Source organism: Bradyrhizobium genosp. SA-4 str. CB756 (assembly GCF_000473125.1).
Lineage (GTDB): Bacteria > Pseudomonadota > Alphaproteobacteria > Rhizobiales > Xanthobacteraceae > Bradyrhizobium > Bradyrhizobium arachidis.
On record NZ_KI421499.1, the window covers coordinates 480,179 to 496,496 of the forward strand.

At 66.1% G+C, this 16,318-nt stretch carries 14 protein-coding genes and 1 other RNA gene; 11 read left to right on the forward strand and 4 right to left on the reverse strand.

The annotated features are described in order from the left end of the window. Window positions 1–1,371: a PLP-dependent aminotransferase family protein gene (locus BRAGE_RS0102355; RefSeq protein WP_027560644.1), complete on the reverse strand. Its 1,371-nt coding sequence runs from the start codon at window positions 1,369–1,371 to the stop codon at window positions 1–3. Between the two features lie 49 nt (window positions 1,372–1,420). Between BRAGE_RS0102355 and BRAGE_RS0102360 the strand changes: the two genes are divergently transcribed. Beyond that, entirely contained in the window at window positions 1,421–1,882 is a 462-nt protein-coding gene (locus tag BRAGE_RS0102360; RefSeq protein WP_084334503.1) for a DUF983 domain-containing protein, read from the forward strand. 73 nt (window positions 1,883–1,955) lie between these two features. Next, entirely contained in the window at window positions 1,956–2,669 is a 714-nt protein-coding gene (locus BRAGE_RS0102365; RefSeq protein ID WP_027560642.1) for an alpha/beta fold hydrolase, read from the forward strand. 185 nt (window positions 2,670–2,854) lie between these two features. Here the strand turns inward: BRAGE_RS0102365 and rnpB are convergent. After that, window positions 2,855–3,285: RNase P RNA component class A (gene rnpB, locus BRAGE_RS52070), an RNA gene on the reverse strand. A 148-nt stretch (window positions 3,286–3,433) separates the two neighbouring features. Here rnpB and BRAGE_RS0102370 point away from each other — a divergent pair. Together BRAGE_RS0102370 and BRAGE_RS0102375 are read left to right on the forward strand one after the other, a co-directional pair. After that, window positions 3,434–3,787, forward strand: coding sequence for a YciI family protein (locus tag BRAGE_RS0102370; RefSeq protein WP_027560641.1), 354 nt, complete (start codon window positions 3,434–3,436; stop codon window positions 3,785–3,787). Then, on the forward strand, window positions 3,784–5,019 hold the full coding sequence (locus BRAGE_RS0102375; RefSeq protein WP_108914477.1) for an RNA polymerase sigma factor: 1,236 nt from the start codon (window positions 3,784–3,786) through the stop codon (window positions 5,017–5,019). Before BRAGE_RS0102370 ends, BRAGE_RS0102375 begins: the two co-directional genes overlap by 4 nt. On the opposite strand, the gene BRAGE_RS0102380 is transcribed toward BRAGE_RS0102375, so the two are convergent. Beyond that, the gene (locus BRAGE_RS0102380) at window positions 5,016–6,038 is read right to left on the reverse strand and encodes a D-cysteine desulfhydrase family protein (RefSeq protein WP_027560639.1); all 1,023 of its coding nucleotides are present in this window, start codon (window positions 6,036–6,038) and stop codon (window positions 5,016–5,018) included. The two genes, BRAGE_RS0102375 and BRAGE_RS0102380, sit on opposite strands and share 4 nt — an antisense overlap. A gap of 129 nt (window positions 6,039–6,167) precedes the next feature. Beyond that, the gene (locus BRAGE_RS0102385) at window positions 6,168–7,028 is read right to left on the reverse strand and encodes an N-acetylmuramoyl-L-alanine amidase (RefSeq protein ID WP_181411701.1); all 861 of its coding nucleotides are present in this window, start codon (window positions 7,026–7,028) and stop codon (window positions 6,168–6,170) included. Window positions 7,029–7,476: 448 nt separating this feature from the next. On the opposite strand from BRAGE_RS0102385, the gene rsmH reads away from it, so the two are divergent. From rsmH to murD, 7 genes are all read left to right on the forward strand, one after another. Further along, a complete protein-coding gene (rsmH, locus tag BRAGE_RS0102390; RefSeq protein WP_027560637.1) occupies window positions 7,477–8,466 on the forward strand; it encodes a 16S rRNA (cytosine(1402)-N(4))-methyltransferase RsmH in 990 nt (329 codons plus the stop codon). A 3-nt stretch (window positions 8,467–8,469) separates the two neighbouring features. Beyond that, a complete protein-coding gene (gene ftsL, locus BRAGE_RS0102395) occupies window positions 8,470–8,862 on the forward strand; it encodes a cell division protein FtsL (protein WP_027560636.1) in 393 nt (130 codons plus the stop codon). Then, window positions 8,859–10,610, forward strand: coding sequence for a peptidoglycan D,D-transpeptidase FtsI family protein (locus tag BRAGE_RS0102400; protein WP_027560635.1), 1,752 nt, complete (start codon window positions 8,859–8,861; stop codon window positions 10,608–10,610). Before ftsL ends, BRAGE_RS0102400 begins: the two co-directional genes overlap by 4 nt. An 83-nt stretch (window positions 10,611–10,693) precedes the next feature. Continuing rightward, on the forward strand, window positions 10,694–12,148 hold the full coding sequence (locus tag BRAGE_RS0102405) for a UDP-N-acetylmuramoyl-L-alanyl-D-glutamate--2,6-diaminopimelate ligase (protein ID WP_027560634.1): 1,455 nt from the start codon (window positions 10,694–10,696) through the stop codon (window positions 12,146–12,148). After that, window positions 12,145–13,524: a UDP-N-acetylmuramoyl-tripeptide--D-alanyl-D-alanine ligase gene (locus BRAGE_RS0102410; RefSeq protein WP_027560633.1), complete on the forward strand. Its 1,380-nt coding sequence runs from the start codon at window positions 12,145–12,147 to the stop codon at window positions 13,522–13,524. Before BRAGE_RS0102405 ends, BRAGE_RS0102410 begins: the two co-directional genes overlap by 4 nt. A 171-nt stretch (window positions 13,525–13,695) precedes the next feature. Further along, window positions 13,696–14,799 (forward strand): phospho-N-acetylmuramoyl-pentapeptide-transferase, encoded by a 1,104-nt coding sequence (mraY, locus tag BRAGE_RS0102415; RefSeq protein WP_027560632.1) that lies wholly within the window; start codon window positions 13,696–13,698, stop codon window positions 14,797–14,799. A gap of 10 nt (window positions 14,800–14,809) precedes the next feature. Next, window positions 14,810–16,207 carry a UDP-N-acetylmuramoyl-L-alanine--D-glutamate ligase gene (gene murD / locus BRAGE_RS0102420; RefSeq protein ID WP_027560631.1) on the forward strand — a complete coding sequence of 466 codons (1,398 nt, stop codon included), beginning with the start codon at window positions 14,810–14,812 and terminating at the stop codon, window positions 16,205–16,207. Window positions 16,208–16,318 lie beyond the last annotated feature (111 nt).

Genomic DNA, 16,318 nt, shown 5'->3' on the forward strand with positions numbered 1-16,318 from the left:
CTAGACGATCTGCCTAGTGTCGGCGGGCTTGTGCAGCGCGCCGACCAGGATGCGCAACGCCTCGGTCAATTCCACCCTGTTGCGCGCCGCGCCCAGCGAGACGCGCGCGGCATGCGGCGGCATACCGTCCACGGTGAAGGCATCGCCGGCGACCACCGCAAGTCCGTTGCGCAACAGATGCGCCGCGATGTCGGGGCGGCCGTCCGGGAGCCGCAGCCACAGATGATGGGCGGCGGGCTTGGCCAGGAATTGGAAACCTTTCAGCGCCCGCTGCGCCAGCTGCTGGCGTCCGATGGCTTCGTTGCGGATCGCGGTGATGATCCGGTCGGCAATGCCGGCTTCGATCCAGTGCGTCACCAGCGCGACCATCAGCGGCGCCGGCATCTGCACGGTCGCCTGCAAAGAGCTGCGCATCTGAAGCTGCGCGTCGCTGTCGGGCGTCACGAGATAAGCGACGCGGAGCGCCGGCGCGATGCATTTTGACAGCGTGGTTGCGAGATACGTCCGCTCGGGAATGAGGTTTGCGATCGGCGATGCCGAGCGGTCGAGCAGGCCGTAGGCGTCATCCTCGATCAGAATCGTATCGGCATCGCGGATGATCTTGGCGATGGCGTCACGGCGCTCGGGGGCAAGCGTCGCGGTGGTCGGATTGTGCAGTGTCGGGATGAGATAGGCGGCCTTCGGGCTGTGCGTGCGGCAAGCCCTTGCCAGCGCATCGGGTAGGATGCCGCCGTCATCCATGGCGACACTGACGAGCTTGACGCCAAGCCGAGCCGCGGCCGCTTTGATGCCGGGGAAGGTGAGGGCCTCGGTGAGCACGACATCGCCGGGCCGCGCCAGATGAGCCAGCAGGTTGAACAGGATGGTCTGCGCGCCGGGAAAGATCACCAGCCTGTCGGCATGGGCGTGCGGCACGCGTGCGCGCATCCAGCGTGCAGCGACCTCGCGCTCATGCGCGCTGCCGCCGGGCGGCTGGTAGTTCAGGAACGCGGTCAGGCCCGATTGCGCGCGGAGAGCTTCCATTCCCGCAATGATGCGCTCGTCGAGCTGTGCCTCCAGCGGATGCGGCGGCACGTTCATCGAGAGGTCGATCGCGACAGGATGCGGCAGGTCGACCGCGCGGCGCGCGCTGGTCTCCGACACGAACGAGCCTTGTCCGACGCGCGCTTCCATGATGCCGCGGCGCCGCGCCTCGGTATAGGCGCGCGTCACCGTGGTGAGATCGATGCCGAGCGCTTTGGCCAGCGCGCGCTGCGTCGGCAGTTGCTGGCCGCGCACGAGACGGCCGGCGGCGATGTCGGCTTCCATGGCCTCGACGATGCGCTGGTAGCGCGGCCCGCTCAGCTCCGAGATTGTAGGGGTCCAATCCATGCAATTTAGGCCCATATCCTTTGAATGTATGGATGCAAGATAGTATTGTATGGATCAGCAAAACGGAAGAGGTGTCGTCATGACGACCGGTTCAGTTTCTCTGGCGAAGGCGATGTGGCGCGGTTTTCGCGGCAAGTGCCCGAACTGCGGCGAAGGACATATGTTCGGACGCTTCCTGAAGGTCGCCGATAGCTGCGATCATTGCGGTGAGGAGCTGTTCCACCAGCGCGCCGACGATTTCCCCGCCTATCTCGTGATGGTCGTGGTCGGCCATCTCGTGGTGCCGGCGATCCTTGCGATCGAGACCGCCTATGCGCCGCCGGTCTGGCTGCAACTGGCGGTGTGGCTGCCCGTGACGCTGTTCGCCTCGCTCGCGCTCTTGCAGCCGACCAAGGGCGCCATCGTCGGCCTGCAATGGCAGCTCGGGATGCACGGCTTCGAGGCGGCCAAGCTGCGGCGCGAAGCCACCGAGTTCGCTCCGGTACTTGTGAAGGACCGGCGCGCCGCCTGAAGCGGTCGTGAATTTTACTTGGTGCGACCCACCACTACACTCCATCGTACCGACACTAACGATGGAAATGCAGATGGCCGGACGCTCGAAGATTTTTCTGCTCTGTCATGGCGCATGGTCCGGCGGATGGTCCTGGAAGAAGATGCATCCGCTGATGGCACAGGCCGGTCACCGCCTGGTGGCGCCGACCTATACCGGGCTCGGCGAGCGTGAACATCTCGCCAGTCCCGCGATCGATCTCGAGACGCATATCCAGGACATTCTGAACGTCATCAAGTTCGAGGACTTTCGCGATGTCGTGCTGCTGGGGCACAGCTATGGCGGCATGGTCGCAACCGGTGTCGCCGATCGTGCGCGCGGATATGTATCGCAGCTGATCTATCTCGACGCCTTCGTACCGCGCGACGGTCAGTCGCTGTTCGACCTGCACGACGCCGGCCGCGAGCCGATGCGCAAGGCGGCGGCCGCAGGTGATGGCTACCGTGTCCCGCCAAACCCGCCGCCGGCGGATACGCCGCAAGCCGATCTCCGCTGGCTCGATGACCGCCGCGTCGACATGTCGATCAAATGCTTCGAGACGAAGCTGAAGTTGGAGCGTGGCGAGCCGTCGATGCCGCGCAGCTACATCTACTGCAAACGCATCCCGCCGGGCGATGTGTTCGGGCAATTCGCGAAGCGCGCGAAGAGCGAGGATGGCTGGCGCTATTTCGAGCTCGACGCCAGCCACGCGCCGAATGTCACGGCGCCGGAGGCACTGATGGGTGTCTTGAACGAGATCGTGGCCTGACTCGCAGCCGTCATTCCGGGGCGTGCGCAGCACGAACCCGGAATCCATTCCTCCGCATTCTCTGCCGCGCGATGGATTCCGGGCTCTCGCTTCGCGAGCCCCGGAATGACACCGTTTGAACGGCTGCGTGCACTACCCAAAATGGTGAGGGGTCCGATGCGTCAGCATCGAACCCCTCGTTGCAAGATATCAGCCGGCCTGTAAGCCGGGTTCTGTAGGGCACCGCCTGCTTGCGCAAACGATACGTGACGGCCATTCCTCTGGGACCATGTTTGCACATGGCCTCGAGCAACCTACCCGGACGGCGGGCCTGACATCGCCCCGCGGCGTTATCGCTTTCGCGAACGGCCCGCTACGCCGTCCCTATTCGGTTTTGCTCCCGGTGGGGTTTGCCATGCCGGCTCCGTTGCCGGATCCGCGGTGCGCTCTTACCGCACCTTTTCACCCTTACCTCGCCGAAGCCCCGAAGGGGCGAAGGCGGGCGGTTCGTTCTCTGTGGCACTTTCCCTGGGGTTGCCCCCGCCGGACGTTATCCGGCACCGCATGTCAAGGGAGCCCGGACTTTCCTCCCCGGCGGCCTTTCGGCACCTGCCGGAGCGGCCGTCCGGCCGACTGACTGGTAACGCATGGGGCATTTGTGACGGTTCCGTCAAGCCGATATCGCCGCGCGCGCCGTGGCCAAATAATTTATCCTGAAGATGTCGTTTGGCGCCGGCCCCGTTCGACTGGATGTCGGTGATCCCCACGACAACAGGAGTTAAGCAATGCAATATCTGATGCTGATCTACCGGAGCGAAGCGGAACTGAGCAAGATGAGCCCCGAGGCCCGCCAGAAGATCTCGGCGGAGTACGGCACCTACACGCAGTCCATCGTCCAGAGCGGCCATTTCAAGGCCGGCGACGGCCTTCAGCCGACGACCACGGCGACGACCGTGCGCGTGCGCGAGGGCAAGACTCTCACGACCGACGGCCCGTTTGCGGAAACGCGCGAGCAGCTCGGCGGCTATTATCTGGTCGAAGCCAAGGATCTCGACGCCGCGATCACGCTTGCCGCGGGCATTCCCAACGCGCGGGACGGGTCGATCGAGATCAGGCCGGTCATGATCTACAACAAGTGATCTCCTCTCGCGACATCGAGACGATCTTCCGCGACGAGGCGGGGCGGGCGCTGGCCACGCTGATCCGCCTCGTCGGCGATTTCGATCTCGCCGAGGACGCGCTCCAGGACGCCTTTGCGGTCGCGCTGGAGCGCTGGAGCGCGTGCGAGATTCCGGACAATCCACGCGCCTGGCTGGTGAACGTCGCGCGCAACAAGGCGATCGACCGCGTCCGCCGCCGGGCCGTCTTCCGCGGCAAGCAGCAGGCGCTGGTGCACGAGCTCGAGCTGAACGCGCAAGGCGACGACGAGCCGCCGGCGATGCTCGACGACGACATGCTGCGGCTGATCTTCACCTGCTGCCATCCCGCGTTCGCGCCCGAGGTCCAGGTCGCGCTGACGCTGCGCACCGTCTGCGGGCTCTCGACCGCGCAGGTCGCGCGCGCCTTCCTCGTCAGCGAGGAGGCGATGGCGCAGCGCCTCGTCCGCGCCAAGCAGAAGATCAGGCTCGCTGGCATTCCCTATGAGGTGCCCGAACGCGACACCCTGGTGCCGCGGCTCGATGGCGTGCTCACCGTGATCTATCTGGTCTTCACCGAAGGCTATGTCGCGACCTCGGGCGCGGATCTGATGCGGCCCGATCTCGTGGTCGAAGCCATCCGGCTCGGCCGCCTGCTCGACCGGCTGATGCCGGAGCGCGCCGGCGTCAAGGGCCTGCTCGCCTTGATGCTGCTGCACGATGCGCGCCGCGCCGGGCGCGAGACGGCGGCCGGCGACATCGTGCTACTCGAGGAGCAGGATCGTTCGCTGTGGGACCGCGCGCAGATCGAGGAGGGCCTGCGCCTGGTCGATGACGCGTTGCGCCTGCCCGGCCGCCCGCAGGCCTATGCTGTGCAGGCAGCGATCGCCGCGCTGCATGCGCGCGCACCGAGTTTTGAGGAGACCGACTGGCCGCAGATCGCCGGGCTCTACGAGGTGCTGCTGCGCATAAGCCCGTCGCCGGTGATCGAGCTCAACCATGCCGCGGCGGTGTCGATGGTCGACGGCCCGGCACGCGCGCTCGATCTCGTCGACGCGATCACCGCGCGCGGCGGGCTCAACGGCTATGAGCTGCTGCCCGCGGTGCGCGCGGATCTGCTGCGTCGGCTGGAGCGGAAGGACGAGGCGCGCGAGGCCTATCGTGCCGCGACGGAGGCGACGCAGCTCGAGCCGCTGCGGCGGCTCTATGCGCGAAGGGTCAGCGAGATGGATTAGATGCCAAGCGCGCTTTGGTAGGCGAACAGGGCGGGCGCGCCGCCGGTGTGAAGGAAAATGACATCCTCGTCGTTGCGCCAACGCCCTTGGCGGATCATCGCGATCAGGCCCGCGAGCCCCTTGCCCGAATAGACGGGGTCAAGCACGAGCGCCTCGGATTGTCCTGCCAGCCGGATGGCTTCGATCGTGGCCTCGTGCGGCACGCCATAGGCTGGTCCGGCATGGCCGGCGACCACTTCGACCATGGCGTCGTCGAAGCCTGTACCGAGCAGATCCGCCGCCAGCCGCGCAAGAGCCACCACATCGGAGCGGACCCGCGCGGGCTCGGCATCGATATCGATTCCGACTATTCGCGTGTCGGGCATGGCTGCGGCCGCACCGACGACAAGACCAGCCTGCGTACCGGCGCTTCCGGTGCAATGCACGATTGCGGCCGGCTTGATGCCCGACAGCGCCGCCTGCTGCTCGATTTCGCAGATCGTCGTGGCGTAAGCGACCGCACCCAGTGCATTCGAAACGCCGTAAGGCACGAAATACGGCCTGCGTCCCTGCGCCCGGAGATCGTCGACGAGCGCGCGGATGGCGGCATTGCGATCGCCGGTCCACGGCACGTCGTGCAGCTGCGCGCCGAACAGCCGATTGAGAAAGGCGTTGCCCGAGGTCTCGTATTCCGGCGTCGGCGGCGCGAGCCGGCCGTGATAAACGGCGAGATGACAGGGGAGGCCAAGCTTGGCGGCAACTGCTGCAACCTGCCGCTGGCTGTTCGATTGCACGACGCCGCCCGAGACGATCGTATCGGCGCCGTTTGAAACCGCGTCGTGCAGAACGTAGTCGAGCTTGCGCAACTTGTTGCCGCCGAATCCGAGCCCGGTCGCATCGTCGCGTTTGACCCACAGTCGCGGCCCGCCGAGATGGGCCGTCAGCCGCTTCATCGGCTCGAGCGGAGTCGGAAGATCGGCGAGGCCCAGGCGCGGAAAAGCGGCGAGGCGGTCGATCAGCAGCTTGCGATCAATCTGCATCGTGTCGTTCGTCCCGCTCGGAGCCGGTCGTCGGACAATAGCCCGGCGATCGGAGTTGCAGCGACGATCGCGCGATCACTTTCAAGCGAACTGCGGAAGGAATTCCTCTCGCGACGGAGCGCAAGCGCGCTACTTCGAAGCCAGCGTGGTCGCTCCGTCCGCCGGCAGGCTCGCCAGCAGCGCCTGCAATGTCGACAGCGTCGAATGATCGGCGACGCCGTCGAGCCGCGCCGGGCGGAAATGGCGCTGGAACGCGGTGATGACTTCCATCGTCGCGGCGTCGTATTTGCCGGTCAACGGCACGCCGTAGCCGTACTTCGCGAGGGCCTGCTGCATGCTCAGCACCGCGTCGCTGATGGTGCCGAGCATCAGGCTCTCGCCGCGCACGACCGGAGCGGGCGTGACCCAGTGACCGACGCCGGAATTGGCCAGCGAATGCCACGGAAACTTCTCGCCGGGATCCTTCTTGCGCGCCGGAGCGACGTCGGAATGGCCGAGCACGCGGTGCGACGGCACTTTTCGGCGCAGCATGATGCCGCGGCACAGCGCGATCACGGCCGCGATCTGGCGCAGCGGAAACTCCGGATAGCCCCAGTCATGGCCACGATTGACGATCTCGATGCCGATCGAGCAGGAATTGACGTCGTCCTCGCCGGCCCATGACGAGACGCCGGCGTGCCAGGCGCGCTTCGTCTCGGGCACGCATTGCACGATGCGGCCGTCCTCCAGCACGACGTAATGCGCCGACACCTCGGTGCCCGCCGTGCACAGCCGCGCCAGCGCGCCCTCGACATCGGGCATGCCGGTGTAGTGCAGCAGGATCATGTCCGGCTGCCGGGTCTTGTTGCGCTCGCCATAGTTCGGCGAGGGAATGATGTCGGAGACGATCGAGGAATCCGGCTCGAACGTCCGCATGTTCGCCGCGGCCTTGGGAACCGGGAGAACGCGTTGACGCTTCGAATCAGACGGTGTTGACGAACCGGACGGCATGGGCAGCTCAGATCGAACGGAGAGTGGGCCAAGCCCTTCTCTTTACTATTCCTTTACCCTCGGCCGTGCGCAATCGCATGGCGCGGTTAACGGATGCATTTTGGCTGGGTGTGTGGATGCAGCATCACCGCCCAGTCGCCCTATCTTACGTCAGACACCTTTTCGACTTGTAACGGGTCGATCAACGCTTTCTTAACGCTGAGGGCCGTTACTGAGGGATGAAGAGCCGACCCGCGTCCGGAGGCGGCCAAAGCGTATTTTGGCTCGAAATCCCATGGCTGCCCGACAAATTCCACTGGGAACTCTGGGTTTGCAGCCCGGGACGACGCGGCTCGGTAACCATGTTGGACTGGGGCTTTGTCGTGGAACCGCCGCGAGCCGGAATTATTCGAGGCGTGATGGGCTGGTTCGCCCCCGATCTGGCATGGTTGTTCGGCAGGCGTTGCGCATGAGCACCGCTCCTCACATTCCCGTGCTCGGCCGCGAGGCGATCGATCATCTCGCGCCCCGCGCAGGCGGGATCTATGTCGATGCCACCTTCGGCGCCGGCGGCTACAGCCGCGCGATCCTCGACGTGCCGGGAACCCGCCTCATCGCGATCGATCGCGACCGCACCGCGATTGCGGGTGGGGCCGAGCTGGTCGAGCGCTTCGCTGGAAGGCTGACGCTGGTTGAAGATCGCTTCTCCAATCTCGCCGAGGTCTGCGCGGCACACGGCATTGAGGCCGTCGACGGCGTCGTGATGGATGTCGGCGTGTCGTCGATGCAGCTCGACCAGGCCGGCCGCGGCTTCTCGTTCCGCCTCGACGGACCGCTCGACATGCGGATGGGGCAGGCGGGCCCGACCGCGGCCGACGTCGTCGCGCGCGCCTCGGAAAGCGATCTCGCCGACATCATCTATCTGTTCGGCGAGGAGCGGCATTCGCGCCGCGTCGCCCGCGCCATCGTCGCTGACAGGCAGGAGACGCCGTTCACGACCACGCGCGCGCTCGCCGATCTCGTCGGCAGGGTGGTGCGCTCAAAACCCGGCGACATTCATCCGGCGACGCGGACGTTCCAGGCGCTGCGCATCTTCGTCAACGAGGAGCTCGAGGAGCTCCAGACCGCGCTCGCCGCGGCTGAGCACGTTCTCAAGCCCGGCGGCCGACTCGTGGTGGTCTCGTTCCATTCGCTCGAAGACCGCATCGTCAAGAATTTCCTCGCCGAACGTTCGAAGACCGGCGGCGGCTCGCGGCATCTGCCGGAGGTGGCGCAAACCGCGCCGAGCTTCCAGCTGCTGACGCGGCGTCCCGTGGTCGCCGGCGAGGAAGAAGTCGCGAATAATCCGCGCGCGCGTTCGGCAAAGCTGCGCGCCGCCGAGCGCACTTCGGCGCCGGCACATCACGACAGCGAGCCGTCGTCCTGGCCAAAGCTCTCCGACGTGATGAGGGGCGGCTAGCGCATGCGCATCATCCACCTCCTCGTCATCGGCGCGCTGATCTTCGCGGCGGCCTATGTCTACCGGATCAAGATGGACTCCACGGCGCGCACCGAGAGGGTGTTGCGGCTGCATGCTGAGATCCGCGAGCAGCGCGACGCGATCGCAGCGCTCCGCTCCGAATGGGCCAAGCTCGATGCGCCCTTGCGCCTGCAGGGCCTCGCCGAGCGGCATCTGCCGCTCAAACCCGTCAACGGTACGCAATATGACTCCCTGAAGAACCTGCCGGAGCGTCCGCCGCGGATGTTCAGGCCGGGCGAGCCGGATCCGATCGGCGCCATGCTCAACACCATCGAAGCCGCGAGCGACCCCGATACCGTGACGGGCTCCGTGCCTCGCCGCGAGGACAAGCAATGAGCCCGGCGACGCCCGCAAAACCAATGCAAAAGACCGAGCCTTGGCGGCAGCGGTTGATCCGCAGCCTGCTCTACGGGCGCAATGTCGACCGTGCCGCGAAAGCGCGCGCGCGCGTCGGCCTTGCGATGCTCGCCTTTACCTCGGTCTATCTCCTGATCGGCGGCCGGCTCGTGATGTTCGCGATCGGCGCCGACGCCCACAGCGCGCGCCGGGCCGCCGCACAGGAGGTGGTCGCGACCGCACGCCCCGACATCGTCGACCGCAACGGCGCGATCCTCGCGACCGACGTCAAGGCCGCGAGCCTGTTCGGCGAGCCGCGCCGCATCATCGACAAGGACGAGGCGATCGAGCTTCTGACCGCCACCGTGCCCGACCTCGACGACGCCGAGGTGCGCGAGCGCCTGTCGGGACGAAAGGGCTTCGTCTGGCTCAAGCGCGAGGTCACGGCGAAGCAGCAGCAGGACATCCACAAGCTCGGCATTCCCGGCATCGGCTTCCTGCGCGAGAACAAGCGCGTCTATCCGACCGGCAACGAGGTCGCCCACCTCATTGGTCTCGTCAACATCGACAACCAGGGCATCGCCGGCATGGAGAAGTGGCTCGACAACCAGGGCCTCGCCGATCTCCACCGCGCCGGCTTTGCCACCGATCGGCTGCAGAAGCCGATCGAGCTCTCGATCGATCTGCGCGTCGAGCACGCGCTGCGCGACGAGCTGTTGAAGGCCAAGGAGAAGTACCACGCCAAGGCGGCGTCCGGCATCGTCTCCAACGTCAAGACCGGCGAGCTCGTGGCCATGGTCTCGCTGCCGGATTTCGATCCCAACAACCCGAAGGAAGCGCACGACCCCGACCGTATCAACCGCCTGACCACGGGCGTCTACGAGATGGGCTCGACCTTCAAGGCGTTCACGCTGGCGATGGCGCTCGATTCCGGAAAGATCAATCTGAACTCGTCGTGGGATGCGCGCGGCAATCTGCACTACGGCAAGTTCACCATCCACGACAGCCATCCGCTCGGCCGTTTCATCAACACCAAGGAAGTGTTCACCTACTCGTCCAACATCGGAGCGGCGCGGATCGCGCTCGGCCAGGGCGTCGAGGCGCACAGGGCGTTCCTCGCCAAGATGGGCCAGTTGACGCGGCTGCGCACCGAGCTGCCGGAGAGCGCGGCGCCGCTAGTGCCGCGGCGCTGGGGTGAATTGAACACGGTGACCATCGCGTTCGGCCAGGGCATCTCGGTGGCGCCGCTGCAGGCGGTGATGGGCATCAATGCGCTGGTGAACGGCGGCTACTTGATTCCGCCGACCTTCATGAAGCGCACCGAAGAGGAAGCGGCGGCGATGGCCAAGCGCGTCATCAAGCCGGAGACCAGCGACAAGATGCGGTTCCTGATGCGGCTCAACGCCGAAATCGGCACCGCCAAGACCGCCGACGTCAAGGGCTACTATGTCGGCGGCAAGACCGGCACGTCCGAAAAGGTCATCAACGGCCGCTATGCCAAGAAGCGGGTGCTGAACTCCTTCACCGCGATCATGCCCTGCGACGATCCGAAATATCAGATCCTGATCATGCTGGACGAGCCGCAGGCGATCCCTGAAACGAAGGGTTTCATCACCTCGGGCTGGAACGCGGTGCCGACCGGCGGCAAGGTGATCGAGCGGATCGCCCCGCTTCTGGGCGTCGAGCCGCGGTTCGACCTGCCGCCGTCCGACCGCCTTATTCTTGCAGCATCCAGGACAACCCAGTAATCAACTGGGGTGGCCATCGCCGGTGCTGATTCGGCTTTTCCTGACGATTCGGCTCTCCGGCGCGGCATGTCGACTGGACGACCATGAAGCTGCGTGAACTTCTAGGCAATGACGCCGCAATCGAGCCCGCCGTCGCGGCGCTGGATGTGACCGGCGTTGCGCTGGACAGCCGCGTGGTCAGGCCCGGCGATCTCTTCTTTGCACTCGCGGGCAGCAAGACCGACGGCGCGCGCTTCATCGATGCCGCGATTGCCGCGGGCGCGGTGGCGGTGGTCGGGGAACATGCACCCGATGGCAGCAAGGTGCCGTTCATTGCGGTCGCCAATCCGCGCCGCGCACTGGCGCTGGCCGCGGCAAGATTCTTCCCTGCACAGCCCGCGACCATTGCCGCGGTGACCGGCACCAGCGGCAAGACTTCGGTCGCCGCCTTCACGCGCCAGATCTGGGAGCGGCTGGGTCATGCCTCCGCCAGCATTGGAACCATCGGTCTTGTCTCGCCGAAGCGCACCGTCTATGGCTCGCTGACGACGCCGGATCCGATCGCGCTTCACCGGCAGTTGGACGAGATCGCGCGCGAGGGCGTGACGCATCTTGCCTTCGAGGCTTCCTCGCACGGGCTCGACCAGTATCGCCTCGACGGCGTGCGCGTCGCCGCCGGCGGCTTCACCAATCTCTCGCGCGACCACATGGATTACCATCCGACCGTCGCGCACTATCTTGCCGCAAAACTCCGCCTGTTCCGCGAGCTGGTTCAGCCTGACGGCGCAGCGGTGATCTCCGCGGATCATGATTGCTCGGCCGAGGTGATCGATGCTGCGAAGTCGCGCGGCCTGCGCGTGATGGCGGTCGGCCGTAACGGCGACGGTGGTGAGGGCATTCGTCTCGTGGATGCGAAGGTCGAGGGTTTCTCACAGACGCTCGCGCTCGAGCATCGCGGCAAGCGCTACGCGGTCCGGCTGCCGCTGGTCGGCGAATTCCAGATCGAGAACGCACTGGTGTCGGCCGGTCTCGCCATAGGCACCGGCAGCGACGCGTCCAATGTGCTCGCGAGCCTCGAACATCTCGAAGGCGCCAAGGGCCGGCTCGAGCGCGTCGGCGAGCGCAATGGCGCGCCGATCTTCGTCGACTATGCCCACAAGCCCGATGCGCTGGCGAAGGCGCTGCAGGCGCTGCGGCCCTATGCGAAACGCAAGTTGATCGTGGTGTTCGGCGCCGGCGGCGATCGCGACGCCGGCAAGCGGCCGATCATGGGCGAGATTGCGGCCGAGAACGCCGACGGGGTCATCATCACCGACGACAATCCGCGCAGCGAGAAGCCTGAAGCCATTCGTGCCGAGATCCTCGCCGCTGCCAAGGGCGCCCGCGAGATCGGCGACCGCGCCGCTGCGATCCGCGCCGCGATCGAGGAGCTGCAGGATGGCGATGCGCTGCTGATCGCCGGCAAGGGCCACGAGACCGGACAGATCGTCGGCGGCGAGGTGCTGCCCTTCAGTGATCACGAGGCGGTCGCCGCCGCATTGACGTCGAGGACAGCATGAGCGCGCCAATCTGGACGGTGGCCGAGGTCGCGCGCGCGCTGGGCGCTGCCGGATCATTTCCGGACACGCCGATCGGCTTCGTCACGCAGGACAGCCGCCTGGTGAAGCCGGGCAGCCTGTTCGTCGCGCTGAGCGGCACGCCGAGCGGCGGCTTCGTCTCGGCCTTCGCCAGCGGGCGCGACGGCTGGGAGTTCGCCGACAAGGCGGAAGCTTCCGGCGCGGTGGCGATGATCGTGCCGCACGAGATCGCGGGCATCCGCATTCCGCAGATCGTCGTGAAGGACACGCTGATCGACGGCCTCTGGGGCCTCGCGCGCGCCGCCCGCGCGCGCTTCCACGGCCCAGTGATCGGCCTCACTGGCAGCGCCGGCAAGACCAGCACCAAGGAATTTCTGGCAGCTTATCCGAATGCCTATGCGAGCCCGGCGAGCTTCAACAATTTCTGGGGCGTGCCGCTGACGCTGTGCAACGCGCGGCCAGATGCCAGCCTCTGGGTCGTCGAGATGGGCATGAACCAGACCGGCGAGATCGCGCGGCTCAGCGAGCTGACGCGGCCGACCGTCGCGCTCGTCGTCAACGTCCAGCCGGTGCATCTGGAGAAGCTCGGCTCGCTCGAAGCCATCCGCCGCGAGAAGGTGTCGATCGCGCTCGGCCTGCCCGAGGACGGCGTGCTGGTGCTGCCTGCCGGCCTCAAGGCGTCCGAATGGAAGGGCAAGGTGGTGCGCTTCGGCGAGCATGCCGAGGTGCACGAGGTCGCGCACGCGCCGCATGGCGAGAGCTGGCAGATCGTCGCCATGATCGGCAAGAAGGAGATCGCCTTCAGCCTGACGCCGGGCGCGCCGCACCGCGTGCACAATGCGCTCGCCGCGCTCGCTGCGATCCGCGCCGCAAACCTCGATGCGGCGACGCTTGCGATCAAGCTCGACCGGGTCGGCATCATGACCGGCCGCGGCGTCGAGCAGGTGGTCGGCGGCGTCACCGTGATCGACGACAGCTTCAACGGCAATCCGGCCAGCGTCGCTGCTGCGCTGCAAAGCCTGCAGGCGCGCAGCATGACCGGCGGCCGCCGCATTGCGGTGCTCGGCGACATGCTCGAGCTCGGCGATGACGCGCCTTGCTATCACACCGGCCTTGCCGAGCATCTCGAAGGCATCGACGGCGTCTATTGCGTCGGCCCCTTGATGCGCCACCTCTACGAGCTGCTGCCGGCAGGAAAAAACCTGGGCTGGCACGACGATCCCGCCACGCTGAAGCCGGCCGAGGTCGCGAACCTGCTGAAGGCAGGCGATGTCGTGGTTGTCAAGGGCAGCAAGAAGATGTTCTGGGTCAACAAGTTTGTGCCGGGCCTAGTGGCCGCCTTGCAGGCAAAGGCGTAAACTGCTTGGAAGGCGCTGTTCCCGAATCCCACCTTTTGCGGCGCGGATCGTTTTCCCAGAGGTCGCCCGACCCATGAAGACCAGCGAATACGCGTGAGGCACGGTGAGTCGAGGTGAAGGGCCGAGAACAAGGTCAAGACCGCGTGCGCAAGGCCCCATAGGACCGTCTGAATGTTTTACTGGCTGATCGAGCTCTCCAACACATTTCCGAGTTTCGGTGCGGTGCGCACCGTCCTGAACGTCTTCCGTTACATCACCTTCCGCACCGGCGGCGCCATCGTCACCGGCGCGCTGTTCGTGTTCCTGTTCGGGCCGTGGATCATCGATCATTTGCGCATCCGCCAGGGCAAGGGCCAGCCGATCCGCACCGACGGCCCGCAATCGCATCTCAGCAAGAAGGGCACGCCCACCATGGGCGGGCTGATGATCCTGTCCGGCCTCACGGTCGGCACCGTGCTGTGGGCCAATCCGCTCAACCCCTATGTCTGGATCGTGCTGGCGGTGACGCTCGGCTTCGGCTTCGTCGGCTTCTATGACGACTACCTCAAGGTGACCAAGCAGACCACGACCGGGTTCGGCGGCAAGCTGCGCCTGCTGATCGAGGCGGCGATCGCGCTGGTCGCCTGCTATGCCTTGGTGCGGCTGAACCGCGATCCCGCCTCGACCGCGCTGACGATTCCGTTCCTGAAGGACACCGTGCTGCATTTCGGCTGGTTCTTCGTCGTGTTCGGCGCCTTCGTCATCGTCGGCGCCGGCAATGCGGTGAACCTCACCGACGGCCTCGACGGCCTCGCCATTGTGCCCGTGATGATCGCGACCGCGAGCTTCGCGATGATCGCCTATCTCGCCGGCAACGCCGTGTTCGCCGACTATCTCCAGATCAAATATGTCGCGGGCACCGGCGAGCTCGCGGTGCTGTGCGGTGCACTGTTAGGGGCCGGTCTCGGTTTCCTCTGGTTCAATGCCCCACCAGCTTCGATCTTCATGGGCGACACCGGCTCGCTCGCGCTCGGCGGCATGCTGGGCGCGATCGCGGTCGCGGTGAAGCACGAGATCGTGCTCGCGGTGATCGGCGGCCTGTTCGTGCTGGAGGCGGTCTCCGTCATCGTCCAGGTGGTCTCGTTCAAGCTCACCGGAAAGCGCATCTTCCGGATGGCGCCGATCCATCACCATTTCGAGCAGCTCGGCTGGACCGAGCCGCAGATCGTGATCCGGTTCTGGATCATCTCGGTGATGCTGGCGCTCGCCGGTCTCTCGACGCTGAAGCTGCGGTGATGGAACCGCGATGATCCCCGCCACATCCTTCGCCGGCAAGACGGTCGCGGTGTTCGGCCTCGGCGGCTCGGGGCTCGCCTCCTGCCATGCGCTGAAAGCGGGCGGCGCCGAGGTGATCGCCGCCGACGACAATGCCGAGAACGTCGCCAAGGCGGCGCAGGCTGGCTTCATCACCGCGGACTTACGCAACGTGTCCTGGGCCAATTTCGCAGCGCTGGTGCTCGCGCCCGGCGTGCCGCTCACCCATCCGGTGCCGCACTGGAGCGTGCTGAAGGCGCGAGAGGCAGGCTGCGAGGTGATCGGCGACATCGAGCTGTTCTGCCGCGAGCGCCGCCGCCATGCGCCGAACGCGCCGTTCGTCGCCATCACCGGCACCAACGGCAAGTCGACCACGACGGCGCTGATCGCGCATCTGACCAAGGTCGCGGGCTACGACACCCAGATGGGCGGCAACATCGGCACCGCGATCCTGTCGCTGGAACCGCCGCGCATGGGCCGCGTCCACGTCATCGAGATGTCGTCCTACCAGATCGACCTCACGCCCTCGCTCGATCCCTCCGTCGGCATTCTGCTGAATGTCAGCGAGGATCATATCGACCGTCATGGCACGATCGAGCACTACGCTGCGGTGAAAGAGCGTCTCGTTGCGGGCGTGCAGTCCGGTGGCACGTCGATCGTCGGCGTCGACGACGGCTATTGCCGCGACATCGCCGACCGGCTCGACCGTGCCGGCAAGAACGTCGTGCGCATCTCCGTCAGGAATCCGCTCGCGAGCGGCATCCATGTCGAGCACGGCACCATCGTGCGCACCGCGGGTGGCGCGCGCAGCGAAGTCGCAAAGCTCGGTGGCATCGGATCGCTGCGCGGCCAGCACAACGCGCAGAACGCGGCTTGCGCGGCCGCTGCTGCGCTCGCAATGGGCATCAGCCTCGATGTGCTGCAAAAGGGCCTGCGCAGCTTTCCGGGCCTTGCGCATCGCATGGAGCAGGTCGGCCGCCGCGGCAATGTGCTGTTCGTCAACGATTCCAAGGGCACCAACGCTGACGCCACCGCGCATGCGCTGTCGTCCTTCGCCGATATCTTCTGGATCGCGGGCGGAAAGCCGAAGGCGGGCGGCATCACCAGCTTGACCGGCTATTTCCCGCGCATCCGAAAAGCCTATCTGATCGGCGAGGCCGCGCAGGAGTTTTCCGGCACGCTCGGCTCGGTCGCGCACGAGATCAGCCAGACCCTTGACGTTGCCGTCGAGCACGCCGCGCGCGATGCGGAGGCATCGGGCCTTAACGATGCAGTCGTGCTGCTGTCGCCGGCTTGCGCCTCCTTCGACCAGTACCGCAACTTCGAGATCCGCGGCACCAAGTTCCGCGAGCTCGTGCAGGCGCTGCCGGGTGTGAAGCCGGTGGTGTGAGGCGCGTAGGATGGGTAGAGCGAAGCGAAACCCATCGCTCCAGCGGAATTGATGGGTTTCGCTTCGCTCTACCCATCCTACAATTCCAATCATCCGCGTTTCCTTAACCCC